Origin of the sequence: Yersinia sp. 22-579, from assembly GCF_030433455.1 — a bacterium.
Classification (GTDB): Bacteria; Pseudomonadota; Gammaproteobacteria; order Enterobacterales; family Enterobacteriaceae; genus Yersinia; species Yersinia enterocolitica.
In genome coordinates this window covers 51,407-77,995 of sequence record NZ_JAUJTZ010000015.1, presented here as the reverse complement: position 1 = coordinate 77,995, position 26,589 = coordinate 51,407, and the positions used below count along the sequence as shown (strand labels likewise).

The following is a 26,589-nucleotide window of genomic DNA, read 5'->3' as shown; positions in this document are numbered from 1 at the left end:
TGCTAAATAGTATAGTTCAATAAGATTATTTTTTTCCTGAGAATCCCGATATTTTCCATCTCAATAATTAATTCAACTGCCTCGGGTAAAAAATTCATATCGGTCCACTCATTTAACCATCTATTTTTATGATAGATATTAATGCGGAATGCCGTAACGCCATTTAATATTTTTAACACTTTAGGCTGTTTAATATTCAAACTATATGTCAACTTTTCCAAATAACCATTTCGTAGACGATACCCAAACATTTGTGATTGTGAATAATATGCCAAGTCTGTATTGATACCTATATCACATAAAAATACAATACCAAAATCGTCACTATCCAGAAATGATGCCCCACTTCTAATGCCATTGTGAATTATTTCTTTATCATTATGTTTAGAGTATATAACCGCATGTGAGATATCCTGTTCCAACATGTTAAAAATCCTTTGCAGCCTATTAACTTGCATTGCTTTTATATTAATGGCACGGCTTCCGATGCTGGTAACGGTAATGGCCTGGTAAACAGTCAAACTTATCAAAGTGAATATAATTGTGGCAAGTAAAATCTCTAATAGCGTTAAACCCTGGATGTTTTTTTTATTCATTAACAATACGGTATCCTTCCAGAGTTAAATCAGGAACCTTGCTATTTTCTTGGCTGCGAACTTCAATAGTAATAACACTAATAGATTTCATTTTTATTTCCTTTGACTGCCAATACCATAAATTGTTAATGATAAAATCACTTCCCTTTTGCCAATTTTCACTTTGACGATTTTTTGTTAATTTAATATCCACTAAAATATTCTCAGCCACCAAAGAAGCCACTATTTTATTTTCTAGTTTTTTTACCTGTATCAATTGTTCACTAATAACAAGCATAAGACTAATACCCACTACGGAAAAAATAGCCATCGAGAGTAGAGATTCTAATAATGTAAAACCATTGTAACTTGGCAAATAATCACCTGTTGGCTTTCTATGGTTCTCAGTTTTATCAGTCTTTATCTTTTTTAGTTTCAGAAAATGATGTAGACCAATTACCTATATCATCATCAGTCCCTATTTCTCTATCTGGTCCTGATGAGAATATATCAATTTCTTCATGCCGACCGGGATTATTTATCAAATATGGATTACCCCATGGATCGCTAGGTAAACGCCTAATATAGCCATTTTTAGGATAAATATTAGGTATCGGTAATTCTATTGGTTTGATAACCAGTGAATTAACACCTTGAGACTCCGTTGGATAATAACCATTATCTAACTTGTACATATCCAGAGCATTTTCTATGGCGGCAATATCACTTAACGCCTTTAGCTGATCAGCTCTATTTTTATTACTCATTACACTAGGTATAGTCAAACTAGCAAGTAACCCTAATATTATAATGATCACCATCATTTCCAATAATGTAAACCCCCTGCATTTTACATTCCTCATATATATCCTTAAGTTAAAATCAAAAAATCAAATTATTCATTTCAAGTATCGGTTGAAAGATTGCCAATACAATGAAGAATATAAAAGAAGCCATAGATATCATTATTACCGGCTCCAGTAATATCACAAATACATTTATCTCTTCAATTATCTCTTGCTCTTGTATATCTGTTATTTTTTTTAAAATATCATCTAATTTCCCACTACGTTCGCCTGAAGCGATCATATGTATAGTTATGGGAGAGAAAATACGACTATTTGATAAAGATGATGATAGGCTATCGCCCTCACTGACTAATATAACTGCATCATCTAATCTCTGTTTAATATATAAATTCGTAACTACGCTAGTACTAATATCCATCGCTCTGATCAAGTTAACTCCATTGGAACTTAGAATTTCCATCATTCTCATATATCGAGAGATATTTAGCTTGAATATTAAGCTACCAAATATGGGCAATTTCAAATAGAAAAATTCAATAAACCTATTTACTTTTCTTATTTTGGATACTCCATAGAGACTAAATAAAAATATAACTAAAAATATAATAATAGATAAAATATTGTTCTCAATCCAATGACTGGTAACCATGAGTACTCTGGTAGATAACGGTAACACTTTATCATAGGAAACAAACTGCTCAATTATATTAGGGATTATCAGCGTTAACAGTATGGCAATAACCCCTATAGATACCGAAACTAAAATCGCTGGATATATTAACGTTTGAGTTATTTTACTTTTTACCTTTCGCGCTTGCTCAATATGATCAGCAAGATTAGATAATACGAGACCTAAATGACCCGATAATTCCCCTGCTGCAATCATAGATCGGTAAAGAGAATTGAAAATGGCCGGAAACTGTGAGAGAGAATCGGAAAGAGAATGTCCCTCAAGGATTCCTTTCCTTATCTTATGAATCACACTATCTACTTTCCTCTTCGTACTTTGATTTTCAATTAGTGCCAAAACTTCGTCTAATGGGATTGCCGCATTGACTAAAATAGACATTTGCCTGGTAATTAAAATAAGATCTCTATTATTTATAGTGTTTAAAAATATCATCCATTGCGAAAATCTATTGATGCGTTTTATCTTTATATTTAATAAATACAGTTTCTTTTGATAAATAATTTGTCTTGCGACTAATAAATTTTCAGCCTCAACACTCCCTTTTATTTTAATTCCTTTATTACTTTTAGCTGTATATTCATATACAGTCATATTTTTCCTCTAAATTTATTCTCATGACTTCTTCTATTGTTGTAAAACCTGCAATAACTTTTTCAATTCCATCTTGTTCTATGCTACGCGTATATTTTCTTGCTAACTGATTTAAATCAAGCTCGCTTTTTTCTTTATAAATAGCTTCACGCAAATGGGTATCAATAATCAGCAGTTCATGTAAGGCTATTCTTCCTCTATAGCCTACTGTATTGCACTTATCACAACCTATTGCGCTAAATCCGTATCTATCTGTAGATATGTTCTCAGGGCCAATTAACTCTTGCAATATTGCATGTGGGGAATCATATTGCTTTCGGCATTCAGTGCATAACTTGCGAACCAGGCGTTGAGATAATACAGCCAATAATGAACTTGATAACATAAATGGTTCAATCCCCATATCTTTGAGTCTGGTGACGGCACCGATAGCACTGTTGGCGTGCAATGTTGATAATACCAAATGCCCAGTCAATGAGGCTTGTACTGCTATTTGTGCGGTTTCGACATCTCGTATTTCACCTATAAGAATAACATCAGGATCTTGACGCAAAATTGCTCTTAAACTGCGTGAGAAAGTCATATCTATTTTCGGGTTAACCTGCGTCTGCGAAATACCATCGATGTCAAATTCAATAGGATCCTCTACTGTCATGATATTCCTTTCACGGGCATTTATTCCCATTAAAGCAGCATAAAGTGTGGTACTTTTCCCCACACCTGTTGGGCCAACAATCAATATTATTCCATGAGGTTTGAGAACCAATGTCTTCATGAGATGGCAGTATTTTTGTGACATCCCCAAAGACTCTAAATCTAATTTGAGGCTATGTTTGTCTAGCAACCGCATGACGACACGTTCACCATGATTTACTGGTAATATCGAGACTCGAACATCCAAAGCTTTACCGGCTAAACTCAGTGCGATACGCCCATCCTGTGGGACTCGTTTTTCAGCGATATCTAACTTTGCCATGATTTTAACCCGTGAGACTAATAATAATGCAACTCGTCGCGGTAGCTCTAATATATTTTTTAATACGCCATCAATACGAAACCTTATCGTGATTTTTTCACCGAAAGACTCTATATGGATATCTGATGCTAACTCTTTAATTGCCTCGGCCAAAATTGTATTTATTAGCTTTATTACTGGTGCTTCATTATTGCTATCGAGTAAATCTTCACTCACAGGGAGTTCACCATTAAATGAGTAAATGGCTATTTCATCACTGATAGAGTTCATTATTCTATGCGATTGCATTGAGCTATTCTGATATACTGCCGCAAGGCTATTATCAAATTCATCGTCTGTAACGAAATTAATTGAAATAGGTTTATTCCCAACTCTGTTACCTTCCAGTATTGCGTCGAGGGAAGCGGAATTACGGCAGATAAGTTGATATCCTTTGTCGGCAGGAGATAAGATCACTCCATTATCCTTTGCCCAGCTAAAAGTGAGTGGTAGCGATTCTACTTTATCTTGGCTCATATTTTTATCTCAACCATCTCATAAAATTTTATTATGTCACTCTTGAGTGTATTAAAAGCATCATAGTTAATTCTATCCGATACAATATCAATTGGTCTTTCCATACTGGAATTAATAGAATATAAGTTATTATATTCAGCATATTTATCTACTGTAACTTGACTGTAGTCACTGGTATCCCTGAGTATTGTTGGCCTAATAAAGAGAATTAAATTACTTTTTTCAATCTTTTCTTTGCTCTGTCTAAACAAACCGCCGATAAAGGGGATATCACCCAATAAAGGAACTTTATTGATTATTTTATTGATTTTTTTATCCAGTAACCCCCCCACTACCACTGTCTCTCCACTTTTAACTAATACAGCATTATTAACAACCCTCTTGTTAAAGACCGAACCTAGATTATTTGCATTAACATCAGAACTATCAGCAACACTTGATACCTCTTGCCGGATTTCTAACAGAACTGAATCACCTTTATTTATCTGTGGTTTGACCTTCAACATGACCCCCACAGATTGCCGCGAAATCGAGTTATAGACTTTGTCTGTCGCTGTAGTTTGCGTTGAGGTAAGGACTGGAACCTCTTGACCTACATTAAATTCAGCCTCCATATTGTCCAGAGTGACAATACTCGGAGTAGCAAGAATATTATTATTTGAATTAGTTGCCAGGGCAGTGAAAAGACCATCCCAGTTTCCTTTATAAAAGCCGGCCGTCAACCCTGCAATCATCATTGGTATAGGGTTTCCACTGCTATTATTTGTTTGTATGCTGTTCGGTTTTTGAAGGAAATTGGCTCCACCATAAAGTTTATTAGCCCATTGAATTCCAAGATTTAGACCTTCTCCATTTTGAGTCTCAACTATAATGGCTTCTACCAGAACCTGGGCCCGTCTAACATCCAATCTTTCAATAACTTGATCCAATTCTTTCATTACTTTTGGATCAGCAGTAATCACTAAGGCATTGGTTTGGTCATAAGCCTTAATTGAAACATTCCTGATGTGACTCTTCCCCGAATTTTTTTTAGTCTTATCACTCTGGCCCCCCTGACTGACACCGTTCAACACATCCAATAACTTTGATGCCTGCGCATATTTCATATAAACAACTTTAGTACTGCCATGACTGTCTTGTTGATGATCCAGCCTCTTTATCATTTGAATAGCTGTTTTCCTGATATGGCGATCACCACTGATTATCACTGAATTCGTTCGGTCATCCGCAATCACTGTTGCGGTATTGAATGACTCTTGTTTGGCTGTAGTATTTGCTGGATTAATAACTTGATTAACTAATTTAATAATATCAGCGGCGACAGCATGATTCAGTTGATAGAGTTCAACTTCTGTCTCTCCCGGTTGATCTAATGTACTAATAATAGCGTATAAACGGTTTACTACTGCAGCACGTCCTGTAATTAATATTACATTTGAAGGGTCATAATTAACAATACTGCCAGATTCCGAATTATCATTTAACTGACGTAGTAACGGAGCTAAGTTTTTAGCTAGTAGATGTTTAAGTTTAAATACGCGATTAATGAGCTCATCGCCTTGAGGGTTTTCCGCCTTATCTTGCAGAGGAACAACGGAACCTTTGGCACGTTTTGCGGGAATAACTTTTAAGATATTATTGGGCATTTCGACCACGGTATAACCATAAACATCCAGTACATTCAAAAAAAATTGATAGTATTTTCCCTCATCTAATAGCTCATAGCTACGAACGCTGACTAAACCTTGTACTTTTGGGTCCATAATTATAGTTTTATTTATGTTTTTGCTTACAGTATTAATAAATTCTTTTATATCAGCATCTCTAAAAGAAGCAGAGAAGCTCTCTGCATATCCTACTATAGGAAAAATAGCAGAAAAAACAACAAACTTAAATAAAAACAAAATTGAATTGCAAAGTATACTTATATTATTTCGGTACATAAAAACCCCATTACATTGGTAACGTAGAATTCGTAACTATAATATATTCAGAGAGTAATATAATTTGTTTTTATTAATTATAATTTTATCATTTAATATTCTAACAATAGTAATACCCGTATCATTCTCTATTTCGTCACCCACGAAGTATAAATTTTGTTTTCCACTATTTTCTATAATTGCAATAGATTTTTCTTCTTTCGTATGCTCTAACACACCAACTAGTTTTAAAGTCCCTATATAGATCGAATAGTCATATAAATCAGTGCCATCTCTGGTTTCATTTTTTGATTTATTATCACTATTTTTTTGTTTGAAAAAATAATATTTTTTAATTTCATCTATCATTTCAACTTTTTTGTTAAAATCATTAGTTCCAGCACTCTCTCCTTCATATAATACTGGAACAGTTCGTTTATCCTTACCCATTACCCGATTAAAACCAACATAAATTTGATAAAAAATACATAATATAATGGCAATTTCCAATATATACCTTTTATTATCAATTAGTATTTTATAGGGTGTTATGACTATCTGATTAAAAAGTGATAACACCCTTACCTCTCAAACATCGTAAATTCAACATAAAAACAGAATAAATAACCCTCTATTATTAATAGCCGGTAAACCTATCTGTCATCTGATTAGATACCATTGCACTAAGTATCCCCGAGTCTAATCTCAGCCCATATCTATTAATGGTTTTAACAATACCATCTGGAATACCTGCATTTTTCAAATGCACTCTAAATTTATGTATCAATTGATGGTAATTATTATCAGAAATGCTTTTATGGTTTTCATACCAAACAACTTTAATAATGTCTTGTTTCCTATTAACATCATTAAACAAACACATTACCAATCTCTTTTGTTTTTCATTAATATCAATAGTCAATTTTTTAGAGTGGAAGTGTATTTTGTTCATACAGCAATCCAGTGATATCTCTTTTTCATAATCAATCACTCCTTTACCATTAATATCAATGAATTTACTGCCAGAAACAACAGAGACTGTATCAACATACATAAATAACCCCTACAAATATATTCACTCAGTTAATAAAAATAAATCACACTATAGATGTGATAAGAGAACTAGTGATTAGTATTGCGTTTACTTAATGAATAAAACCAATTAAATTATATTTTTTAATTATATTTAATATAGTAAATGTATTTTTAATGCAAAACCGCACCCCTAGCGTGGGTATGAAATCAGTAGCAATATCATAATATAATGAAACCAATCAATACATTACCGATTATAATTAAATAGCTCAGAACAATGAAGTAGACATTTCCATTTTGAGTGTCTACTCTTTGTTTTATTCACTTCGAAAACTGCAGGCAATCACTGAGTTAACATACAATAATAATTAAAAAACTCAAGGAATAAATATTATTTAATAATATCAAATCAAGTTATTTACTATTAATACATAACAATAACATTACAGGCTCTCTTTACACCTATCTATAAAATTTATTTATTAATCATACCGTTTATATAACGAAGCAGTGAGTCAATGCCTTCTCATTACTCTATAGAGATTACTGCCTTATCGTGCACGTTTTACTTTCATCATATAACCACAAAATTTAATTTCTACCAAGAGTGTTACGTCAACAAAAAGCATTATAGGATTGATAAATTACTGCTAACACTGTGATTTATTTCCACATTCCCCTTGATATATCCAAGGGGAATAGAAAATGCAAGTTATTACATGAAGAAATCTACTTTTCCGCCATTTAGATTATACATGCTACCCACTATTTTTATTTTCCCTTCTTTCTCTAATTTATTAATTATTTCACTATTTTTACGTATCTCATCAATAGTGTTCTTCACATTATTTTTCGCTACAGCATCAACATACTTTTCGTTCTTCCCGCTCTTCTCACCATCAAATTGTGTCGAATCGATTGCAGGTTTAATTTTATTGAGAAGACCAGTCAGATTACCAAGTTCAACATTATCGATAGCCCCTTTGACGGCCCCGCAAGCAGTGTGCCCCATAACCAAAATGACTTTTGCCCCCGCAGCAGCACAAGCAAACTCCAGGCTACCTAACAAATCGTCATTAGAAATGTTGCCGGCAATTCTGGCATTGAATGTTTCACCAATCCCCGTATCGAAAATAATTTCCGCAGGCGCTCGGGAATCAATACAACTCAAGATAACGACTGAGGGGAATTGCCCCTCTGCACTACTGCGCTTTTGTGCGAGATAATCGTGTTGCTGCATTTTTCCGGAAACGAATCTTGTATTACCTTGCTTCAAACCTTCCACTACCTGCTCGGGCGTTAATTTATCCCGCTCTTCTCGTGTTAGAGAGGCAGCATATGATACTTGAGGCAGCCCTAGCCCAATTCCACCAATAACACTTGCCGCGGTGATGCCCAAAGCGGCTTTTAGCACTTTCCTTCTGCTATTTGGATGACTATCTTCTGAACAACAACCCGTTATCTTACTCATACTCTCTCCTTGAAACTATTGTTGCCATTTTCGATACTGCATAATTAATGAGCAGCATATTAAATGTAGTACATCCAACTTGCTTTACGCGATAGCCAAAATCTAGATTGCGAAAAATCAGCCTTTTCTCGATTTTCTAATAACCTGCGCTATAAACCGCTATTAAGCTCCCTATGATGGTCCCTCATCCACTGCGCCAGGGAGTCCAGTGTTGGCTTTAGTGTTCTCCCCAATGAAGTAATCTCATATTCAACCCGCGGTGGTACTTCGGCATAGATCTTGCGATAAACCAGCCCACGTTGCTCGAAAGCACGTAGCTGGCGAGTGAGCTCTTTTTGGGTAATAGGGGCAATCGCCCGTTGAAGCTCACCAAATCGAATAGGCGCGGCAGTCACTATCAAACGATAGAGAATAGGTATTGCCCACTTCCCAGCAATAAGTTCTACAAATTGCACCATTGGGCACTTTTCTTGCTCGATGGCACTATCAGGTACCGATTTATTTTTAGGTGTCAGGGGCTGATAAGTGGTCATTACATTCCTATTGCATCATTAGTATCAAATTGGTACCTACTATACTTTAGATACTTTTGTATTAAAAATGGTCTTCCACTGCTACCAAATGGAAGGCTCACCATGAATCGTTTAAAAGATAAATATGCGCTGATTACCGGGGGGACTAGTGGTATTGGGTTGGAAACTGCGCGCCAGTTCCTGGCTGAGGGGGCGACTGTCGCCATCACTGGCCGAAGTGAAACAGCATTGCAGGCAGCACATGCTGAACTCGGAGAGCCTGTTTTATTGCTAAAAAGCGATGCCAGCAATATCGCTGACCAATTGCAACTGGCCGCTAAACTAGCTGAAAACTGGCCACGTCTGGATATCGTTTATATCAATGCTGGTGATGTTACTCATCATCCAATAGAAGAATGGGATGAATCTAGCTTTGAACGGGTGCTCTCAACCAACCTGAAGGGCCCTTTCTTCCTGTTACAATCATTGCTTCCCCTGCTGGCTAACCCAGCCTCTGTCATTCTCTGCGGTTCAGCAAGTGTTCATATAGGTTTACCACAAAGTAGTGTTTATGCCGCCAGCAAAGCAGGATTGCTGTCACTTGCTCGAACCCTGTCTGGAGAATGGGCTGAAAGAGGAATTCGGGTTAATGGATTAAGCCCCGGGCCGACACAGACTCCTGCATTACAAAAACTGGGGTTATCGGGTAGTGAAGAAGAAAAACTGACTGAACAAATTCGCCAATTGGTGCCAATTAAAAGAATGGGTACTACAGCTGAAATTGCTCACACGGCAGTATTTCTGGCTTCAGATGAATCCAGTTTTGTCGTCGGTACCGAGTTTCGGGTCGATGGCGGTGTGAGCAGCCTTTAAGTAATACCCGCTCTGTGATAGAGGCAATACGGGTTGGACCAGCAACCCGTGTTTGTCTTATTAAGATGTTTGAACAAAACGATCAAGTTGCCTACGCAATTGGTCGTTTTCTTTCTTTAGCTGCTCAATACGCTCAAGCAGCGTCAAGGTCATAGCCACACCAGACCAGTCCAAATCCAACTCATGTTGCAAGCGCCGGGCGCGTTTAAGGTTGTTTAATGCATCCGCATCAAACACCCAAACCGTGGCCTCGGGTTCTAATGGCATAATGACACCTAACCCTACAACCTCGACCAATTCATCTTGCATGATCCCCGTTGACTGGCATAACTCAGTCACAGTGTAGGTTATCTCTATTTCAGCCATAATCTGTTACTCCCATCCATTCCGAGGATTAAATGCTGCCTGCTCTGACAATTGTTGCCAAAGCGCCCGCGTTTTCTCGTCTGGTTTCGGTGGCATGACCACTTTGAGAATGGCGTACAGATCGCCCGTTCCTTTTTTGCTGACCAGACCTTTGCCTTTAATGCGCAAACGCTGCCCACTTTGGCTACCCGCAGGGATGGTTAAGGCAATTTTCCCCGTCAATGTCGGTACCTCGACACTGGCCCCCAATGCCGCTTCCCACGGGGCTAACGGCACCACTATTTGTAAATTCTGGCCATCAATATCAAACAACGGATGCGGTGCAATGCGAATGATCAGGAATAAGTCACCATTGGCTCCGCCTGCAATGCCCGGTGCCCCCTGCCCTTTAAGGCGGATACGTTCGCCATCACCCACTCCGGCAGGGATTTTTACTTTCAATGTCTTAGAGGTTTCAGCACCAGGGAAGCCCGATGCATCAATGGTCGGGATCTTGTAAGAGATAGAACGTGTTTGTTCAGTTAATGTTTCTTCTAAAAAGATGGGTAATTCCATCTCAAGATCCTGGCCACGCATCCCATGAGATGCCCGACGAGATGAGTGTTGAGCTGAAGAAGCGCGGTTACCAAAGAAGGATTCGAAAAAGTCCGAGAAGTCATTAGCGCCGCCACCTGCATTGCTGTGCCACTGTTGACCACCAGTATTGTATTGATCAAACTGATGTTGGCCAAACCCTGGGTCATTACGGTGCAATCTTAATTGATCATATTCAGCTCGCCGCTCGCTATCTTTTAATACTTCGTAAGCCTCAGCAACTTCTTTAAATTTACTTTCAGCATCATCTTCTGAACTGACATCTGGGTGGTACTTACGTGCCAGCCTGCGATAGGCTGTTTTAATCTCTTTTAGGGAAGCCGTGGGCTCGACACCCATTACGGCATAATAGTCTTTGAATTCCATGCGGTAATATCCTTAAATTCATTACTTGATTAGGTATATCCCCATCAGACTTAGATAAAACCTATTTATGTCTATTTTCAATTTTTTCAACCCCATCAAGTGGGTAAACCTAACAGTAAACTATAGCGCTAACTGTCTACTTGTGGGCTATCAGTATCTATTTGTAGCGATATATTCATCCTATAAGCATTACAAATCATATAACTGATCTGAGCACTTATTCTCCGCAGGCAAGGTTCTTTTCTGATTAATTTGCCTTACCGAAGAACGAAGCACTAATTTGCCTTGCAAGAGGGTATTACTGATAGGGGCGTCGGGTCGCAATAAACGCCGTTGCAATAACTGGATAGCTTCCGCTCCCAACTCATCACGCGGAACATGCACTGCCGTTAGCGGAACATCATGAATTTCGGCCAAATTAAAACCGTCCATGCTCATCACTGAAACTCTTCCCGGTACGTTTATATTCAATTTATTCAGCGCATTAACGGCGCCCACTGCCATATAATCGCCCCCTGCCAAAATAGCCGTGGGCAGTTGGGTGTTATCTTCACAACCCGCAATAAATGCGGCAATCGCCTGCTCGGCTTCCGCTGCGCCGAAACCGTGAGTGGTCACCAGATGTTGGTTATCATCAAAATGCATATTATTGTTGGCGAAGGCCTCTTTAACCCCCACCAGCCGCAGTTCCATGGTGTTACGACGTAAACATTGTAATGTCAGAATACGCCGATGCCCTTGCTGTATCAGATAGTTGGCAGAAAATTCGCCAATCGATTGATGGTCAGGAGAAACACTGTCCAATGACATTTCCTGGTCGCGACAATTAATCAAGACCGACGGTTTATGCACTCCCGCTGCTAATGCATGAATACGCGGGTCATCGATGCCAATAATGATGGCTGCTTCCGTCTGAGGAGTCGTCATTTTCTCCAGAAATAGGGAGATATCGCTGTGCGTTTCAGATAATCCGCAGTAGCGAATCATCACCTCATGTTGACTGACAGCTTCAGTTATTCCCTGAATGACTTTGTAATAAAAGATATCAGTGCGCACATCAAAAGCTCGGTGTGGCGCAAATACCATAATGTTATTGAGCATTAACCGCCCGCTGGATAAATTCTGCAAAATTCCCTGTGACTGCGCATAGGCCATAACTCGCTGTTTTGCCTTCGCGCTGGTATTCGCTTTGCCGGCTAATACTCTGGATACTGTGCTAATTGAAAGGCCAGTCTGATTAGCTATTTCTTGTATTTTTAGCTTTCCATTCATTTTGTGATCTCTCTCAAATTAGCAAATGAAAAAATTTTCATAGCCGGTAAATAGCCTATTTAGGGCGTTACAAAATATAAATGCTGAAATATCACTCAGCTTATGAAAATTTTTTCAAAAAAATGCGTATTAAAGCGAATTTAAGCTAGTTACCTTGTTTTCACCAAAATAATCAAGTTTTGGTAAACCAATTTTAAAAACTTATCAGTCCGGTTAATTTTGATTAAATATAAAAATACCAACAATATCAGATAACTGTATTTTATTAGTCAGCTTTAGTGTGATTAATATCACATTAAAACTCGGCGTAATCTTAATAACCAAAAATGGATCTTACCAAAACAATAAGTTGGTCAGGTTAATTTACTACTGACCAACACCAGGAGGCTGGGATGAGTGTTGAGATTAATCAAACCGAGAAAGTTGTCGGGCGACGAAAAATAAAATCATTGCGCTGGTGGATGCTGGCGCTATTTCTACTTGGGGTCACTGTTAACTATATTACCCGTAACTCACTAGGCATTTTGGCCCCTGAGTTAAAAACCAGCCTGAATATGACCACTGAGCAGTATTCATGGATAGTGGCATCATTCCAGTTGGCTTACACCGTGTTTCAGCCACTCTGTGGTTGGTTAATTGATGTTATCGGTTTAAAAATGGGGTTCCTGATTTGCGCCAGTGTTTGGGCCGTGGTGTGCATGATGCACGCCGGAGCAGGCACCTGGTTCCAATTAGCCGTATTGCGCTTCTTTATGGGCAGTGCCGAAGCTGCAGCCACACCGGCCAACGCCAAAGCGATTTCTGACTGGTTCCCGAAAAAGGAGCGACCTATTGCGGCGGGCTGGGCTGGCGTGGGCTTCTCCATTGGCGCAATGTTAGCACCACCCATTATCGTATTGGCCCATGTGGCGCTCGGCTGGCAAGGCGCATTTCTCTTCTCCGGTGCCTTAGCCATGGTTTGGGTGCTGTTATGGTGGCGCTTTTACCATTCACCGGATACTCACCCCAATCTGAGTAAAGAAGAGTTTGAACTGATTCATCAGGATAATGAGCCAGTATTGCCACGGCTGCCATTCCTTAAATCGTTAGCTATCCTTAGCAAAAACAAGAAATTCTACGGCATTGCTATTCCCGCATTTCTGGCAGAACCCGCCTGGGCCGTGTTTAGCTTCTGGGTTCCGCTGTATTTGGCGACCGAGCGCGGTATGGACTTAAAACAAATCGCCATGTTTGCCTGGTTGCCTTTCCTCGCGGCAGATATCGGCAGTGTTGCCAGCGGCTACTTAACCAAACTTTATCAAAAATGGTTCGGTTGCAGCCGCATTAACTCGGTGGTCGCCAGCTCAGTCACCGGTGCCTTCATGATGGTCTCACTGGCCTTTGTGGCTATCACTAAAGACCCGTATCTGGCGATTGCGTTGATCTCTATTGGCGGCTTTGGTCATCAGGTTATCTCCTGCATGCTCAGTGCATTAGTGGTTGAATCTTTTGATAAAAACCAAGTGGCCACTGTCAACGGGCTACGAGGCTCTTCAGCCTGGATAGCCAGTTTCCTGTTTACTTTATTGATTGGCGCTGTGTCCGACACCATCGGCTTCAACCCACTATTTATCGCCATGGGCTTCTTCGATTTGATTGGTGCCGTATTCCTGGTTTCCCTGTTTGCTGAGCGCCGCAATAAAAATCAACCGGCCGCCTGATGTATTCCTTTAAGAGATAAGCTGTAATGAAAACATTAAAAAATTGGCTGTTAATCAATGAATACCCCGACCATCTGGAACTGCTGGTCGATGACCGTCATATATTTTGTCTGTATGTGTTAGAACCAAGCCTCTGCCGGGTGCTGATTAAACGCAATGGCGAACTGGCACTGAATCGCACCTGGAGCATAGCACCAGAGGGTGACGTGCCGTGGTCTGGGCGTGATCGTCTGAGTTTGGCGGGCTTTTCTATGCCGGGTTATCAGTTGGAGCACCATGAAGATAAGTTAATGGTGACCACTGACTGTTTGCGCATCACCATTCATCAACCGTTGTACTTGGAATGGGAATATAAAAATCAGCACGGTGAATGGCAGCCACTGGCGGCAGACAGGCCAACCAGTGCTTATCTTCTCAGCCCACAAGGAGAAGCGATTGCTCACTATCAGCGCCGCTATCCCAATGAGCAATATTACGGGCTGGGTGAGAAAGCTGGCGATCTTAACCGCGCGGGTCGCCGCTTTGAAATGCGCAATCTGGATGCTATGGGCTATAACGCCGCCAGTACTGATCCGCTCTACAAGCACATTCCTTTCACTATCACCCGTCGTGATGATGTCAGCTTTGGTCTGTTTTATGACAATCTCAGCAGTTGCTGGTTGGACTTAGGTAACGAGATTGATAACTACCATTTAGCCTATCGGCGTTATCAGGCCGAAGCTGGCGACCTTGATTACTATATGTTCCTCGGCCCGAAAGTGCTGGATGTGACAAAAGCCTTTGTGCGCCTGACCGGTAAAACGCAATTTGGCCCTAAATGGAGCCTCGGCTACAGCGGCTCCACCATGCACTACACCGATGCCCCCGATGCTCAGGTGCAGTTACAAAAGTTCATTACTTTATGTCAGCAGCATGATATTCCGTGTGACTCATTCCAGCTTTCGTCCGGCTATACCTCCATCAACAATAAGCGCTATGTGTTTAACTGGAATGACGAAAAAGTGCCGCAGCCAAAGGTAATGAGCCAGGCATTCCTGCAAGCCGGTATCAAATTAGCCGCGAATATCAAACCTTGTTTATTGCAAGATCACCCAAAATATCAAGAAGTTGCCAAGCGTGGACTCTTTATTCGCGATGGTGAAAGTGGGCTACCAGAGCGCTCGTCATTTTGGGATGACGAAGGTTCTCACCTTGATTTCACTAACCCAGAAACCGTGGATTGGTGGCAGGAAAATGTCACTAAACAACTGTTAGAACTGGGAATTGGTTCAACCTGGAATGACAATAACGAATACGAAGTGTGGGATGGCGCAGCGCAATGCAATGGATTCGGTGAAGCTATTGCCATCAAATACATCAGACCGGTGATGCCTTTGCTGATGATGCGAGCCTCAATGGAGGCTCAACAGACATTTGCACCAGAAATGCGTCCATATCTGATATCACGCTCTGGTTGTGCCGGAATGCAGCGTTACGCCCAAACCTGGAGTGGCGATAACCGCACCAGTTGGCAAACCCTGCGCTATAACATCCGCATGGGGCTGGGTATGAGTCTGTCCGGGCTCTATAACCTCGGTCACGATGTGGGTGGTTTTTCGGGCGATAAACCAGAAGCAGAATTATTTATTCGCTGGGTACAAAACGGCGTAATGCATCCACGGTTTACCATTCACTCATGGAATGACGATAACACCGTCAATGAGCCATGGATGTACCCCGCTGCCACACCAATGATTCGCGATGCAATGGCATTGCGCTATCGACTATTACCTTATTTTTACACCTTGCAATGGCAAGCGACCCATGATGATGAGCCGATGTTACGCCCAACTTTCCTCGATCATGAGCACGATAGCTGCACATTTAAGGAAAATGACGATTTTATGTTGGGTCGTGATTTGCTGGTCGCCAGTGTGGTGGAACCGGGTCAGCGCCAACGTCAGATCTATTTACCGGATAATCATGTGGGTTGGTATTGTTTCCATACCGGTCAATGGTATAGCGGCGGGCAAACTATTGTTTTAGATGCGCCACTCGAGCGCCTGCCTCTGCTGGTGCGCGCCGGTGCAGCACTGCCACTGTCACGACGTATTGCTTTCGTGAATGCAGAACAAGATACCCAACGCGAACTGGCGCTTTATCCCACCAAAGGAGGCGGCCAATCCAGCGGGATGCTGTTTGAAGATGATGGTGAGAGCCACCGTTGGCAGCAAGGGGCAGCATTGTGGTTGAGCTGGCAAGTTACGACCGACAATCACCGCATTGATATCAATTTTGAACGCACGGGAAGCTATCAACCCGCCTGGCATGAATTGACCATTAACTTGCCAGAACATGAGCATCGCGAGTTATACATCAATGGCGTAGCCAGCCGTCAATTGCAGTTAAGTCAGCTCAGCTAGTACGTTGATTGGTAGGACATTGATTGGTAGGGAAATACAGCGGCGGGTTCTATTCCAGAGCCCGCTTATTTCTCATATCAATCACTAGTTGATTAGCGCAACAGTTTTAATGCACCAGTCAATGAACGCACCCACTTCTCCGGCCCAACCAATCCCAAACCGTCCAATTGCTCATCAGCTAGCGAACGTAATGGAAATGCCGCTTCGTAATCTTGAAAACTGTGCATCGAGCGCGCAAATGCAGGAAAAGGCACAATTGCCCGCTCATGAGTGGCTGCTAAAGCTTTCAGCAATACTTCTCTCATCTGCACAGCATTCGCCTGCAAGATAGGTACCGGCAATTTTGAACTGACATCAATCTCTTGCCCCGCCGAATCGGACAATGCCGTGCCTGCCAATTGCGGAAATTTAGCCGCCAGGCCAATCCCCACCGCACTGGTGGTATTGGCAATCAAGCCCACTGGAAGCTCGGGATTAACGATAATTGCGATACGTATTTGATCTGCCACAGCCATGCCCTTTTGCCCATAATGATGTGCACAAGATCATATCTCTCCCGCGTGGGTAAGTGCTTTCTTTTATTAGCTCCATTCAGCTAATATTGGTAAAATATACCCAAATAAAATAATAAACAGGTAGAAAATGCCATCATCATTAATAACATCGGCAGATATAAAAATTCTCAAACAATTACAGCACTCTGGCCGGATGACCAACCAAGAGTTGGCCGATAAAGTAGGGATGGCGACTTCTCCGTGTTGGCGGCGGGTGAAGCAACTTGAAGAAAGCGGCATTATTACCGGCTATCAGGCCAATATTGATCGTCGGAAAATAGGTTTGGGGATTTTGGCCTTTATTCGGGTGAAAATTGACAGCCACAGTGAGGAAGAAGCGAAGTTGTTTGAAATGCAGGTTGGGGCGCTAAAACCGGTGATTGCTTGCTATGCCGTCGCAGGGGATGCCGACTTCCTGCTACAAGTGGTTGCCGAAGACCTCGACAGTTTCTCCACCTTCGCTATGTCGGTTATCCGCCGACTTTCGGGGATTAAAGAGATGCAAACAACATTCGTTCTGCGCGAAGTAAAACCGCTGGATCATTTGCCGCTGGAATAAGCCGCACTGTAAGGCATCAACCGATGCCTTTTATTGACTTGCCTGGTTTCTATGCAGCCAGCACTCTATTACGCCCTGACGCTTTGGCACGATAGAGCGCCTCATCCATGCGTTTAAACAAACTATCAGTATCTTCACCCACCTGATGTTGCGCGACCCCGATGCTGACCGTGAGCTGTGGCAAGTTAGGTTGGCAGATCATTTGAATAGTTTCTCTAATAGATTCAGCTAATTGCAATGCCCCGTCCAGATTAGTTGAGGGCAGGAGAATGGTAAATTCCTCACCGCCCCAGCGAAACACGATATCGCACTCGCGGATGATAGACTCTAGTGTTCTTGCCAGGAAAATCAGAACCTCATCGCCCTTATGATGCCCAAGTTGGTCGTTAATATTTTTAAAATGATCGACGTCCAATAAAATCAAACTGAAATTTTGGCCGTAACGCTGGCTCTGAGCATGCGCATGTTCGACCAAAGGAAAGAACTGACGCCGATTGCCTAAGTCTGTCAGTGGATCTTTCAAAGCAGCATGTTCTAGCGCCTGTTCAAGCCGTTTTTGCTCAGTAATGTCATGAATAATACAAAGCATCAATCTTATGCCATCTAACTCAACTGGCCCGGCATAGGTTTGGACATGGCGGGTATTTCCATCCGCTAATTTATGAATAAAGTTAAGTGGCTTATGCCCACCCGGTAATTTGGCGACCTCATTCATGACAGGCAACACATCCTTTCCCATACTATTAATTTCCCAGGTGTGTTTCCTGCACATTTCATCCCGCGAATAGCCATAGAAACGGGTTGCCGCTTGATTAGCATCGACAATCAGCCCCTCTTTCGACGGATCAATCAGTAGCATTGGCGCTGTATTGGTACTAAAAAATTGCTCGTAAAAACTCTGTTCGCTGCGGGAATAAGCTTTTGCCATTAGCTTAGGGCTGGTCGGCTGGGTTACCACACTTTCTGAAATATAAAGCCCTTCAAAAATAATAACCACGCCATAGGGTTCTAGCTGAGTTAAGGAGAGACGGCAACTCAGTGGAAAAGCATTTTCTTCTGTCTGAATAGTCCAAATTTCAATAACGTGGTCATCAACAGCCAGAGCAGGGAGATAAGCATGCAAATGCTGCTGCGCATGTGCTGAAAAGCGCCCATTACGCATGTGCGGCAACTGGATGTCTCCAGCAATTTTTCGAGCTTCCTTGTTAGCAAACAGTATTTCCTGATTTTTGGGTAATACCACCCAAATCGGGGTACTCAAGATATTCAATGTATCTAAGTCAGTTGCAACCATAGGAATACCGAAAGATATTTGGCATGAAAATAGAATACAGCTAATTCATATTTTTAGAACAATAGTTTTTCGACAACCACTCCTAGCCATCCAGCAGCGAAGTACCATAAGAGTTGTCAATCGTGCAGATCCAACTACCCTCGTTTTCATGACGAAATACATAAGTCGCGCGCCGGGTTGTGGTCGCCACACCTCCCTGCTCATCAGGAAAATGCAACACCGTTTCCATAATAACCAAAGCATCCCCAGCACCTTCGATAACCTGCATCTCCCCCTGTTCAACCACGAGTTGATTTTTAAAATGGTCAGAGATAGCGATAAAGGCTTTGCGGATATTATCCTTGCCTCTGACAATCATCCCAGGCTTGATGACCAGCGCGGCATCTGGCGCATAATACTTCATCAACTCATCAAAATTCCGCTCAGATATTGCTTTGTCACATGCTGCGATAACTTGACGTATTGGATGCGCACTCATTGAAATTAACTCCATAAATTGTTGGATAGATATGGCCGGAAATATTTAGTCGATGAATCTAAATCAAACATCAGTTATCAATAATCTCTTTTTCTCTCGTATGTCAGGAGCGACAAAGGTGAGCCAGGAACAGCTTCCTTGAGTTTTATTTCAGTCGTTTACCCGCATCATCAATAACTTTCTCACCGTCTTCCTTGGTAAAAGCCCCCTTTTGGGCATCAGAAAGAATCTCCAATACCACTTCTGACGGGCGGCACAACCGAGTTCCCAACGGCGTCACCACGATCGGACGATTAATCAGGATTGGATATTGCAGCATAAAGTCGATTAACTGGTCGTCAGTAAAGCAATCTTCAGTAAGCCCTAGTGTTTCATAAGGCTCAACGTTTTTACGCAGCAGCGCCCGTGCGCTGATCCCCATGTCGGCAATAAGTTTCATCAGTACATCGCGTGAGGGCGGTGTTTCAAGATAGTAAATAATGGTCGGTTCTGTACCGCTGTTACGGATCAGCTCCAGCGTGTTACGCGAGGTGCCGCAGGCCGGGTTGTGATAAAGAGTAACATTGTTCATATCAGTATCTCATTACAGATTAAGGGAGAGGCGCAGCGCCAGTGCGGTCAGTGTGACAAACAGCACAGGTAGAGTCATAATAATCCCAGTGCGAAAGTAGTATCCCCAGGTGATCGTCATGTTTTTCTGTGAAAGCACATGCAGCCAGAGCAGTGTCGCCAGGCTACCAATCGGCGTAATTTTTGGGCCCAGATCGCAACCAATGACGTTGGCATAAATCATCGCTTCTTTGATAACACCAGACGCAGTGCTGCCATCAATAGACAGTGCGCCAACCAGTACTGTAGGCATATTGTTCATGATCGATGACAGGAACGCGGTCAGGAATCCCGTGCCAAACGTAGCAGCCCAAAGACCGTTGTCTGCCAGGAAACTCAATACGCCAGAAAGGTATTCTGTTAACCCAGCGTTACGCAGCCCATAAACAACCAGATACATTCCCAGTGAGAAAATAACGATCTGCCACGGCGCACCGCGCAACACTTTGCCGGTGTTAATGGCATGACCTCTTTTAGCCACTGCAAACAGGATTACCGCTCCCACTGCTGCAATAGCACTCACCGGAATACCCATCGGCTCAAGCACAAAAAAACCGATCAGCAGCAGGAGTAATACAATCCAGCCGGTTCTGAATGTCGCCTGGTCTTTGATAGCGAGTGCGGGTTCTTTCAGTCGGGCCAGATCATAGGTTGGTGGGATATCTTTGCGAAAGAACAGATGTAGCATCACCAACGTAGCAATAATGGCGGCAATATCCACAGGTACCATCACCGAGGCATATTCCGTGAACCCCAGATGAAAGAAGTCAGCCGAAACGATATTGACCAGATTCGATACAATCAGCGGCAAGCTGGCAGTATCGGCAATAAAACCAGCGGCCATCACAAATGCTAGTGTGGCGCGTTTACTGAACCCGAGCGCCAGCAGCATGGCGATAACTATGGGGGTAAGAATCAGCGCGGCACCATCATTAGCAAACAAAGCCGCCACGGCAGCACCCAGCAGAACAATGTAGGTGAACAGCAAGCGCCCTCGCCCATTGCCCCAACGGGAAACATGCAATGCCGCCCATTCAAAAAAGCCGGACTCATCCAACAACAGGCTAATGATAATGACCGCAATAAAGGTTGCGGTGGCGTTCCAAACAATATTCCATACCACGGGAATATCGGCAATGTGCACGACGCCAGAAACCAGTGCCAATATGGCACCCAGCGTGGCGCTCCAGCCAATCCCTAACCCCTTCGGCTGCCAGATAACCAACACAATGGTCAGGATAAAAATTGCTCCGGCCAGTAACATAAAACCTCCTGACAAAGCAGCAACGCCGCCCTGTATAATTAAAAACTAACTGACGAGTTGCCCGAGTGTGTCGATGCCGGGGGGCTATGCCGCCAAAACCGAACCAGTGCTATTCCAAACCAGCAGCTCGATATCTGAATACCTGTACAACAACACATAGCCGGCATCCTACCGTTAAGATCTTCACTCCCACAACTTACATTCGAAAAATCATATATGTTAAGGCAAATTTTTTAGATGCAAACAGCCTTACCGCTACCAGAACAGTTGGCTGATATCAGTTTACGGGCAATGGCCTGAACGTCATCCTGTTGGCTTAACCAGGCCTGCTCGATAACCTGAGCCGCCCATGAAGGAATATGCGGGGATAAGCGGTAGTGAACCCATTTCCCCTGCTTACGGTCCAGCAAAAGCCCACTTTCCCGTAGCATTGCCAGATGACGCGAGATCTTAGGCTGTGACTCATCCAACGCGGTGCAGAGATCACACACGCACAGCTCCCCCATCTCCTTGAGCAGCAACACAATGCCCAGACGAGTTTCATCGGACAGATTTTTGAAGAGTTGCAGGGAAGTTAATGTCATTATGTTCTCCGTAATCACGACTTAGTAGCTTACACAGCTTACTGGTGGATTGTAATATATCTGAAAAAACATATTTAATGACAATCGGAGTTTCAAATCCAGATACTGGCATTATCCCTTGAATATTCTAGAAATATTATCCCGTACTATTAACTATATGCTCAGATTAATAATTAGTTTTCTCTCACATATTTTCAAGAAAGTGTTCGCATAAGCCCCTCGACCCTTGCCAAACTAGCCAGATAAACCAGCAAATGGAGAGGGAATTCTCATGGGTGTGCCTCAAACTAAATCAGAACTTATTTTAGCAATTGACCAAAACTACAATAAATTATCGGGTTACCTCGAATTAATTCCGCCAGAGTTAGCATCAGATAAATCAATGGAAGGGCATGCAAAAGACACTGTTATGAGTGTTTGCAATCTTGTCGCCTACTTACTCGGCTGGAATAAATTAGTTATTAAATGGATAAGCTTTGATGAAGAGGGAAAACCGATTGATTTCCCGGAAACAGGTTATAAGTGGAACCAGCTTGGTCTGCTAGCCCAAAAGTTTTATCGTGACTATAGCGATTTGGATTTACGCTCGCTACGAAACCAATTACAGGGCGCAAAAAACGAAATCGTGGAATCTATCAATAAGAGATCTGACGATGACCTGTATGGGAGCGCATGGTATGGCAAATGGACAATGGGGAGAATGATTTCCTTCAATACATCTTCACCCTACTCCAATGCCTGCAGCAGGTTAAGAAAATGGGCAAAGGAAAATAACCTGAAGCTATAAGTAAAGCTGTCGGAAATTTTTGGACGTGAAAAAGTGGCGCTCCTAAATCCGCTAGCGCCCCTCTCAGGCATAACGTTCAAAAAACTGCGAAGACGACAATCCTTACAGAGGCGACTGGCAATTACCATATCACCCCTTAGTGTTCCTTATGCTCTACAGAGAATCAGCTCTTTTCACTGAGTCTTGCGAGCCTGGATTGCATTGTTCTTTTGTTCCTGGGAGATAAAAATTGCCTTTCCCATCGGGATCCGTTCCTCCCGGACATCCTGCGCGACCCGGTGAATTATCTGAACTACCTCCATCCGAACCGTTCCCGCCGTCAGCACCAGATTTACCAGCTTGGCCCATATACCCACCATTTCCGCCATCCCCGCCTTTACCTCCAGCGCTACCATTTGCGGCACTGACAGAAAAAGCAAACAGCGCGAAAATACAGACAAAAAAGTATTTACCCATATATGCATCTCCTTTATTGAATATATGCAGCCGCCAGGGAACATAACAACCAACCGATCAAATAGTATTTAAACAATTATCAATTTCACTATATTTTTAATACCTCAATTATACCCCCAGATATTTTTATTCGGATTAGCTTAACTGAAAGATAATGTTTTATCCGGCATCAGAAAACTGTTCCTCTGATGCATTGACTATCAAAAATCTGGAATAAACCCCTCTTTCCGCAAAGCATGTATGACACCACGCATCAGGTCTGATTTCGAAAAAGCGGCGGTATAAATTCGCGAGCCCACTTCAATCGGTTGTAAAAGGCCACGATCAACTAACTTACCAATCTGATAGGTAATTTGAGCCGACTTCAACCCCAGTAAAACCTCTTTTAAATCATTGGCTTTTGCCGTCCCCTGGCTAGTGGTTCGCTTAAGAATTTTAGATTCCGTCTCATTAATTATCCCCCGCACCTTGCAATACTCGAGCGCTGGATAAAGAATTTTTGAGTTTAAAAAGTGAAGATTAGAGAGCTTATCGACTTTCTTTAGCTCCGTCGATATACCAGTAAGAACATATAGGCACCATTTCTCTAGCCCCTCAACAGCCCCCGTATCCGCTTCGGCCAGCATCGAGTAATAGCGCTCACGGTCATTACAAAAAACCGCCTTTGGGTTTAGTACCCGCCCACTGGTATTCACATTAAAACCGTACTTTATCAGCAAAGAATAAGTCAGCAGGCGCACTGTTCTGCCATTGCCATTACCAAATGGATGAATCCAACCAAAACGGTGATGCGCGAGAGCCACTTTCATCAGATCATATTTTGGCGCGTCTGCGCGATTCATAAGCCCGACCAATTCCTGCATATAAGCCGGAACATGGATGAATTCAGGCGGCAAATGAGTTGATTGAGCAATACTCACTCCGTGACTACGATAAGCACCCGGCGTTTTATCCCCTTCCCGTTCAAGCCCGTTTACCGTCATGGCATGCAGTTCTCGGACAAAATACTCCGTGATATCTTCACCAGCATGCAGATGCTCATCAATAAAGTTCATGGCATGTTCGATGTTGCCAATCTCTTTCAATTGATCCGTGGAGTCCTCAGCCCCTTCAACTTTACTTTCAACGTAATCGGCTAACGTTGTATGGTTACCTTCGATTCTTGCTGAACCCAAGCTTTCCAGCATATGAAAAATACTTTTTAGCTGGGCAAATAACAGAGGATACACGGCGGTTTCAAGGCGCAGGTGTCTCAGTAACTCAAGCTCGGTCAACGTATCAACCAATGGTTAGATTATCTCAAATATTTAAATATCATTATCTTAAAAATAAATTAAAAAATACTTTATAGACATTAAGTTAACATATTATTGTTTGTATATTATCTCAAAAGTAACTTTATGATTATCTCAAAAAACCGTAGCGATACATCCTGCTGAATATCATAGCAATACCCGACTATAAGTAGATTTCAAATGACAAACATATATAGGAATAACTAGATTAGCCTGAGAAGTGCGAATTTACTGGGTTTGATGGACTTCAGGAGATACTGCGAGACGTTAAGTTGGAGCGGGTGAAGGGAATCGAACCCTCGTATAGAGCTTGGGAAGCTCTCGTTCTACCATTGAACTACACCCGCTTCGGTATGCGGTTTGCATTATAACCGGTTCTTTGACGTGGGCAAGCGAAGATATAGTCTAAGCGCCGGTATTTTAAGCGATTAGATTAAACCAAGTATAACTATCGCTGTTTTGTTTGATAAAAAGGGCGCCGAAGCGCCCTAATAGATTTACCGTTAACCGGCGTAACTTATTTTACCGGGCGCATCGCTGGGAACAAGATAACATCGCGGATAGTGTGGCTGTTGGTAAACAACATCACCATACGGTCGATACCGATACCCAGACCCGCGGTCGGCGGCAAGCCATGCTCCAGTGCAGTAACATAGTCTTCGTCGTAGAACATCGCTTCATCATCACCAGCTTCTTTGGCGCTAACCTGATCAGCAAAGCGCTGTGCCTGATCTTCAGCATCATTCAGCTCGGAGAAACCATTACCAATTTCACGGCCACCGATGAAGAATTCGAAGCGGTCAGTGATAAACGGATTATCATCATTACGACGAGCCAACGGTGAAACTTCTGCTGGGTATTCAGTGATGAAGGTTGGTTGAATCAGATGACTCTCTGCGGTCTCTTCGAAAATTTCGCATTGAACGCGGCCTAAGCCCCAGCTTTTCTCAACTTTAATCCCCAATGACTCGGCGATAGCTACTGCTTTATCCATATCGTCCAAGTCAGCCACATTGGTTTCTGGGCGATATTTGCAAATAGCTTCTTTCATGGTCAATTTGGCAAAAGGCTTACCAAAATCGAAGGTCTGGTCACCATACTGCACCACACTGCTACCCAGCACGGTTTCAGTCAGTGTCCGGAATAACTCTTCGGTCAACACAATCAGATCTTTGTAATCCGCATAAGCCATATAGAGTTCCATCATGGTGAACTCTGGGTTATGACGCGGCGAAACGCCTTCATTACGGAAGTTACGGTTGATTTCGAACACTCGTTCAAAACCACCGACTACCAGGCGCTTCAGATACAACTCTGGGGCGATACGCAAGTACATATCGATATCCAGCGCATTGTGATGAGTCACGAATGGGCGCGCTGAAGCACCACCAGGAATCACTTGCATCATAGGAGTTTCGACTTCCATGAAGCCTTTTTCCACCATGAAGCGGCGAATACCTGACATCACTTGCGAACGAACTTTGAATGTATTGCGTGATTCGTCGTTAGCGATTAGATCCAGATAACGTTGACGATAGCGGGTTTCCTGATCAGCCAGGCCGTGGAATTTATCCGGCAACGGACGCAATGCTTTAGTCAGCAAACGCAGTTCGCTACAGTGGATAGACAGCTCGCCAGTTTTGGTTTTAAACAGCTTACCGCGCGCGCCCAGGATATCGCCGAGATCCCACTTTTTAAATTCTTCGTTATAAACGCCTTCCGGCAGGTCATCGCGGGAAACGTATAGCTGGATACGGCCACCGACATCTTGCAGCGTCACAAATGATGCTTTCCCCATAATACGGCGAGTCATCATACGGCCAGCAACGGTCACTTCGATATCCAGCGCTTCTAATTCTTCATTTGTTTTTTCGCCGTACTCGGCATGTAGCTGGTCTGAGAGGTGCTCACGACGGAAATCATTAGGGAAAGCAATCCCTTTTTCCCGCAGTGCTGCCAGTTTTTCCCGACGAGCTTGTAACTCACTATTGAGTTCTTGCGCTTGCTCAGCGACTTGTGGTTTTTGCTCTGACATCTC

Annotated in this window: 27 protein-coding genes and 1 tRNA gene; 5 read left to right on the top strand and 23 right to left on the bottom strand. The window is 42.4% G+C overall.

What is annotated here, in order from left to right; translation table 11 throughout:
• Positions 1 to 2: 2 nt before the first annotated feature.
• The 10 genes from gspJ to QSV56_RS17420 all read right to left on the bottom strand — a co-directional run bounded on the left by gspJ (position 3) and on the right by QSV56_RS17420 (position 9,119).
• On the bottom strand, positions 3 to 596 hold the full coding sequence (gene gspJ, locus QSV56_RS17465; protein ID WP_046050322.1) for a type II secretion system minor pseudopilin GspJ: 594 nt from the start codon (positions 594 to 596) through the stop codon (positions 3 to 5).
• Entirely contained in the window at positions 589 to 951 is a 363-nt protein-coding gene (gene gspI, locus QSV56_RS17460) for a type II secretion system minor pseudopilin GspI (protein ID WP_071843354.1), read from the bottom strand. The genes gspJ and gspI overlap by 8 nt, the downstream gene beginning before the upstream one ends.
• A gap of 37 nt (positions 952 to 988) precedes the next feature.
• Positions 989 to 1,438, bottom strand: a complete 450-nt coding sequence (gspG, locus tag QSV56_RS17455; RefSeq protein WP_046050320.1) for a type II secretion system major pseudopilin GspG — start codon at positions 1,436 to 1,438, stop codon at positions 989 to 991.
• A 19-nt stretch (positions 1,439 to 1,457) separates the two neighbouring features.
• Positions 1,458 to 2,666: a type II secretion system F family protein gene (locus QSV56_RS17450; protein WP_050163204.1), complete on the bottom strand. Its 1,209-nt coding sequence runs from the start codon at positions 2,664 to 2,666 to the stop codon at positions 1,458 to 1,460.
• On the bottom strand, positions 2,653 to 4,158 hold the full coding sequence (gene gspE / locus QSV56_RS17445; protein ID WP_046050318.1) for a type II secretion system ATPase GspE: 1,506 nt from the start codon (positions 4,156 to 4,158) through the stop codon (positions 2,653 to 2,655). Before gspE ends, QSV56_RS17450 begins: the two co-directional genes overlap by 14 nt.
• On the bottom strand, positions 4,155 to 6,101 hold the full coding sequence (gspD, locus tag QSV56_RS17440) for a type II secretion system secretin GspD (RefSeq protein WP_050163205.1): 1,947 nt from the start codon (positions 6,099 to 6,101) through the stop codon (positions 4,155 to 4,157). The genes gspE and gspD overlap by 4 nt, the downstream gene beginning before the upstream one ends.
• Positions 6,102 to 6,137: 36 nt before the next feature.
• Positions 6,138 to 6,590 (bottom strand): type II secretion system protein N, encoded by a 453-nt coding sequence (locus QSV56_RS17435; protein ID WP_046051976.1) that lies wholly within the window; start codon positions 6,588 to 6,590, stop codon positions 6,138 to 6,140.
• Positions 6,591 to 6,717: 127 nt separating this feature from the next.
• Positions 6,718 to 7,134, bottom strand: a complete 417-nt coding sequence (locus tag QSV56_RS17430; protein WP_005165122.1) for a hypothetical protein — start codon at positions 7,132 to 7,134, stop codon at positions 6,718 to 6,720.
• A gap of 696 nt (positions 7,135 to 7,830) precedes the next feature.
• On the bottom strand, positions 7,831 to 8,586 hold the full coding sequence (locus QSV56_RS17425; RefSeq protein ID WP_046694607.1) for a carbonic anhydrase: 756 nt from the start codon (positions 8,584 to 8,586) through the stop codon (positions 7,831 to 7,833).
• 149 nt (positions 8,587 to 8,735) lie between these two features.
• Positions 8,736 to 9,119 (bottom strand): helix-turn-helix domain-containing protein, encoded by a 384-nt coding sequence (locus QSV56_RS17420; protein WP_019078962.1) that lies wholly within the window; start codon positions 9,117 to 9,119, stop codon positions 8,736 to 8,738.
• A 102-nt stretch (positions 9,120 to 9,221) separates the two neighbouring features.
• Here QSV56_RS17420 and QSV56_RS17415 point away from each other — a divergent pair, with 102 nt between their 5' ends.
• A complete protein-coding gene (locus QSV56_RS17415) occupies positions 9,222 to 9,971 on the top strand; it encodes an SDR family oxidoreductase (RefSeq protein ID WP_046694606.1) in 750 nt (249 codons plus the stop codon).
• A gap of 60 nt (positions 9,972 to 10,031) precedes the next feature.
• Here the strand turns inward: QSV56_RS17415 and cbpM are convergent, their stop codons facing one another.
• From cbpM to QSV56_RS17400, 3 genes are all read right to left on the bottom strand, one after another.
• Positions 10,032 to 10,337, bottom strand: a complete 306-nt coding sequence (cbpM, locus tag QSV56_RS17410; protein WP_005165131.1) for a chaperone modulator CbpM — start codon at positions 10,335 to 10,337, stop codon at positions 10,032 to 10,034.
• Positions 10,338 to 10,343: 6 nt separating this feature from the next.
• Positions 10,344 to 11,297, bottom strand: a complete 954-nt coding sequence (gene cbpA, locus QSV56_RS17405) for a curved DNA-binding protein (protein ID WP_046050313.1) — start codon at positions 11,295 to 11,297, stop codon at positions 10,344 to 10,346.
• Positions 11,298 to 11,486: 189 nt separating this feature from the next.
• Positions 11,487 to 12,569, bottom strand: a complete 1,083-nt coding sequence (locus QSV56_RS17400) for a LacI family DNA-binding transcriptional regulator (RefSeq protein WP_301213001.1) — start codon at positions 12,567 to 12,569, stop codon at positions 11,487 to 11,489.
• Positions 12,570 to 12,961: 392 nt separating this feature from the next.
• Here QSV56_RS17400 and QSV56_RS17395 point away from each other — a divergent pair, with 392 nt between their 5' ends.
• The gene (locus QSV56_RS17395) at positions 12,962 to 14,269 is read left to right on the top strand and encodes an MFS transporter (protein WP_046694605.1); all 1,308 of its coding nucleotides are present in this window, start codon (positions 12,962 to 12,964) and stop codon (positions 14,267 to 14,269) included.
• 26 nt (positions 14,270 to 14,295) lie between these two features.
• A complete protein-coding gene (locus QSV56_RS17390; RefSeq protein WP_050876754.1) occupies positions 14,296 to 16,671 on the top strand; it encodes a TIM-barrel domain-containing protein in 2,376 nt (791 codons plus the stop codon).
• A 92-nt stretch (positions 16,672 to 16,763) separates the two neighbouring features.
• Here QSV56_RS17390 and QSV56_RS17385 read toward each other — a convergent pair whose 3' ends face one another.
• The gene (locus QSV56_RS17385; RefSeq protein WP_019082428.1) at positions 16,764 to 17,186 is read right to left on the bottom strand and encodes a DUF2000 domain-containing protein; all 423 of its coding nucleotides are present in this window, start codon (positions 17,184 to 17,186) and stop codon (positions 16,764 to 16,766) included.
• 127 nt (positions 17,187 to 17,313) lie between these two features.
• Between QSV56_RS17385 and QSV56_RS17380 the strand changes: the two genes are divergently transcribed.
• On the top strand, positions 17,314 to 17,784 hold the full coding sequence (locus QSV56_RS17380) for an Lrp/AsnC family transcriptional regulator (protein ID WP_019078968.1): 471 nt from the start codon (positions 17,314 to 17,316) through the stop codon (positions 17,782 to 17,784).
• 49 nt (positions 17,785 to 17,833) lie between these two features.
• On the opposite strand, the gene QSV56_RS17375 is transcribed toward QSV56_RS17380, so the two are convergent.
• The 5 genes from QSV56_RS17375 to arsR all read right to left on the bottom strand — a co-directional run bounded on the left by QSV56_RS17375 (position 17,834) and on the right by arsR (position 22,016).
• Entirely contained in the window at positions 17,834 to 19,078 is a 1,245-nt protein-coding gene (locus QSV56_RS17375; RefSeq protein ID WP_050130426.1) for a sensor domain-containing diguanylate cyclase, read from the bottom strand.
• Between the two features lie 82 nt (positions 19,079 to 19,160).
• On the bottom strand, positions 19,161 to 19,556 hold the full coding sequence (locus tag QSV56_RS17370) for an SgcJ/EcaC family oxidoreductase (RefSeq protein WP_046050309.1): 396 nt from the start codon (positions 19,554 to 19,556) through the stop codon (positions 19,161 to 19,163).
• A 145-nt stretch (positions 19,557 to 19,701) separates the two neighbouring features.
• Entirely contained in the window at positions 19,702 to 20,127 is a 426-nt protein-coding gene (gene arsC, locus QSV56_RS17365; protein WP_019082427.1) for a glutaredoxin-dependent arsenate reductase, read from the bottom strand.
• 12 nt (positions 20,128 to 20,139) lie between these two features.
• Complete coding sequence (locus tag QSV56_RS17360) at positions 20,140 to 21,429, bottom strand: arsenic transporter (RefSeq protein WP_019082426.1); 1,290 nt, start codon at positions 21,427 to 21,429, stop codon at positions 20,140 to 20,142.
• A gap of 233 nt (positions 21,430 to 21,662) precedes the next feature.
• Entirely contained in the window at positions 21,663 to 22,016 is a 354-nt protein-coding gene (gene arsR / locus QSV56_RS17355; RefSeq protein ID WP_269451000.1) for an As(III)-sensing metalloregulatory transcriptional repressor ArsR, read from the bottom strand.
• A gap of 268 nt (positions 22,017 to 22,284) precedes the next feature.
• On the opposite strand from arsR, the gene QSV56_RS17350 reads away from it, so the two are divergent.
• A complete protein-coding gene (locus QSV56_RS17350) occupies positions 22,285 to 22,800 on the top strand; it encodes a ClbS/DfsB family four-helix bundle protein (RefSeq protein WP_019078974.1) in 516 nt (171 codons plus the stop codon).
• A gap of 153 nt (positions 22,801 to 22,953) precedes the next feature.
• Here the strand turns inward: QSV56_RS17350 and QSV56_RS17345 are convergent, their stop codons facing one another.
• The 4 genes from QSV56_RS17345 to lysS all read right to left on the bottom strand — a co-directional run bounded on the left by QSV56_RS17345 (position 22,954) and on the right by lysS (position 26,586).
• Positions 22,954 to 23,256: a hypothetical protein gene (locus tag QSV56_RS17345; RefSeq protein ID WP_071843353.1), complete on the bottom strand. Its 303-nt coding sequence runs from the start codon at positions 23,254 to 23,256 to the stop codon at positions 22,954 to 22,956.
• A 200-nt stretch (positions 23,257 to 23,456) separates the two neighbouring features.
• Positions 23,457 to 24,542 (bottom strand): Fic family protein, encoded by a 1,086-nt coding sequence (locus QSV56_RS17340; RefSeq protein WP_046050306.1) that lies wholly within the window; start codon positions 24,540 to 24,542, stop codon positions 23,457 to 23,459.
• A gap of 282 nt (positions 24,543 to 24,824) precedes the next feature.
• Positions 24,825 to 24,898, bottom strand: a tRNA-Gly gene (locus QSV56_RS17335).
• Positions 24,899 to 25,068: 170 nt separating this feature from the next.
• A complete protein-coding gene (gene lysS, locus QSV56_RS17330; RefSeq protein ID WP_019078980.1) occupies positions 25,069 to 26,586 on the bottom strand; it encodes a lysine--tRNA ligase in 1,518 nt (505 codons plus the stop codon).
• Positions 26,587 to 26,589: the final 3 nt, after the last annotated feature.

Bases quoted from the DNA above. Each gene is read 5' to 3' on its own strand.
- gspJ (WP_046050322.1), bottom strand. From the start codon at position 596: ATGAATAAAAAAAACATCCAGGGTTTAACGCTATTAGAGATTTTACTT.
- gspG (WP_046050320.1), bottom strand. From the start codon at position 1,438: ATGAGGAATGTAAAATGCAGGGGGTTTACATTATTGGAAATGATGGTG.
- QSV56_RS17450 (WP_050163204.1), bottom strand. From the start codon at position 2,666: ATGACTGTATATGAATATACAGCTAAAAGTAATAAAGGAATTAAAATA.
- gspE (WP_046050318.1), bottom strand. From the start codon at position 4,158: ATGAGCCAAGATAAAGTAGAATCGCTACCACTCACTTTTAGCTGGGCA.
- gspD (WP_050163205.1), bottom strand. From the start codon at position 6,101: ATGTACCGAAATAATATAAGTATACTTTGCAATTCAATTTTGTTTTTA.
- QSV56_RS17430 (WP_005165122.1), bottom strand. From the start codon at position 7,134: ATGTATGTTGATACAGTCTCTGTTGTTTCTGGCAGTAAATTCATTGAT.
- QSV56_RS17425 (WP_046694607.1), bottom strand. From the start codon at position 8,586: ATGAGTAAGATAACGGGTTGTTGTTCAGAAGATAGTCATCCAAATAGC.
- QSV56_RS17420 (WP_019078962.1), bottom strand. From the start codon at position 9,119: ATGACCACTTATCAGCCCCTGACACCTAAAAATAAATCGGTACCTGAT.
- QSV56_RS17415 (WP_046694606.1), top strand. From the start codon at position 9,222: ATGAATCGTTTAAAAGATAAATATGCGCTGATTACCGGGGGGACTAGT.
- cbpM (WP_005165131.1), bottom strand. From the start codon at position 10,337: ATGGCTGAAATAGAGATAACCTACACTGTGACTGAGTTATGCCAGTCA.
- cbpA (WP_046050313.1), bottom strand. From the start codon at position 11,297: ATGGAATTCAAAGACTATTATGCCGTAATGGGTGTCGAGCCCACGGCT.
- QSV56_RS17400 (WP_301213001.1), bottom strand. From the start codon at position 12,569: ATGAATGGAAAGCTAAAAATACAAGAAATAGCTAATCAGACTGGCCTT.
- QSV56_RS17395 (WP_046694605.1), top strand. From the start codon at position 12,962: ATGAGTGTTGAGATTAATCAAACCGAGAAAGTTGTCGGGCGACGAAAA.
- QSV56_RS17390 (WP_050876754.1), top strand. From the start codon at position 14,296: ATGAAAACATTAAAAAATTGGCTGTTAATCAATGAATACCCCGACCAT.
- QSV56_RS17385 (WP_019082428.1), bottom strand. From the start codon at position 17,186: ATGGCTGTGGCAGATCAAATACGTATCGCAATTATCGTTAATCCCGAG.
- QSV56_RS17380 (WP_019078968.1), top strand. From the start codon at position 17,314: ATGCCATCATCATTAATAACATCGGCAGATATAAAAATTCTCAAACAA.
- QSV56_RS17375 (WP_050130426.1), bottom strand. From the start codon at position 19,078: ATGGTTGCAACTGACTTAGATACATTGAATATCTTGAGTACCCCGATT.
- QSV56_RS17370 (WP_046050309.1), bottom strand. From the start codon at position 19,556: ATGAGTGCGCATCCAATACGTCAAGTTATCGCAGCATGTGACAAAGCA.
- arsC (WP_019082427.1), bottom strand. From the start codon at position 20,127: ATGAACAATGTTACTCTTTATCACAACCCGGCCTGCGGCACCTCGCGT.
- QSV56_RS17360 (WP_019082426.1), bottom strand. From the start codon at position 21,429: ATGTTACTGGCCGGAGCAATTTTTATCCTGACCATTGTGTTGGTTATC.
- QSV56_RS17350 (WP_019078974.1), top strand. From the start codon at position 22,285: ATGGGTGTGCCTCAAACTAAATCAGAACTTATTTTAGCAATTGACCAA.
- QSV56_RS17345 (WP_071843353.1), bottom strand. From the start codon at position 23,256: ATGGGTAAATACTTTTTTGTCTGTATTTTCGCGCTGTTTGCTTTTTCT.
- lysS (WP_019078980.1), bottom strand. From the start codon at position 26,586: ATGTCAGAGCAAAAACCACAAGTCGCTGAGCAAGCGCAAGAACTCAAT.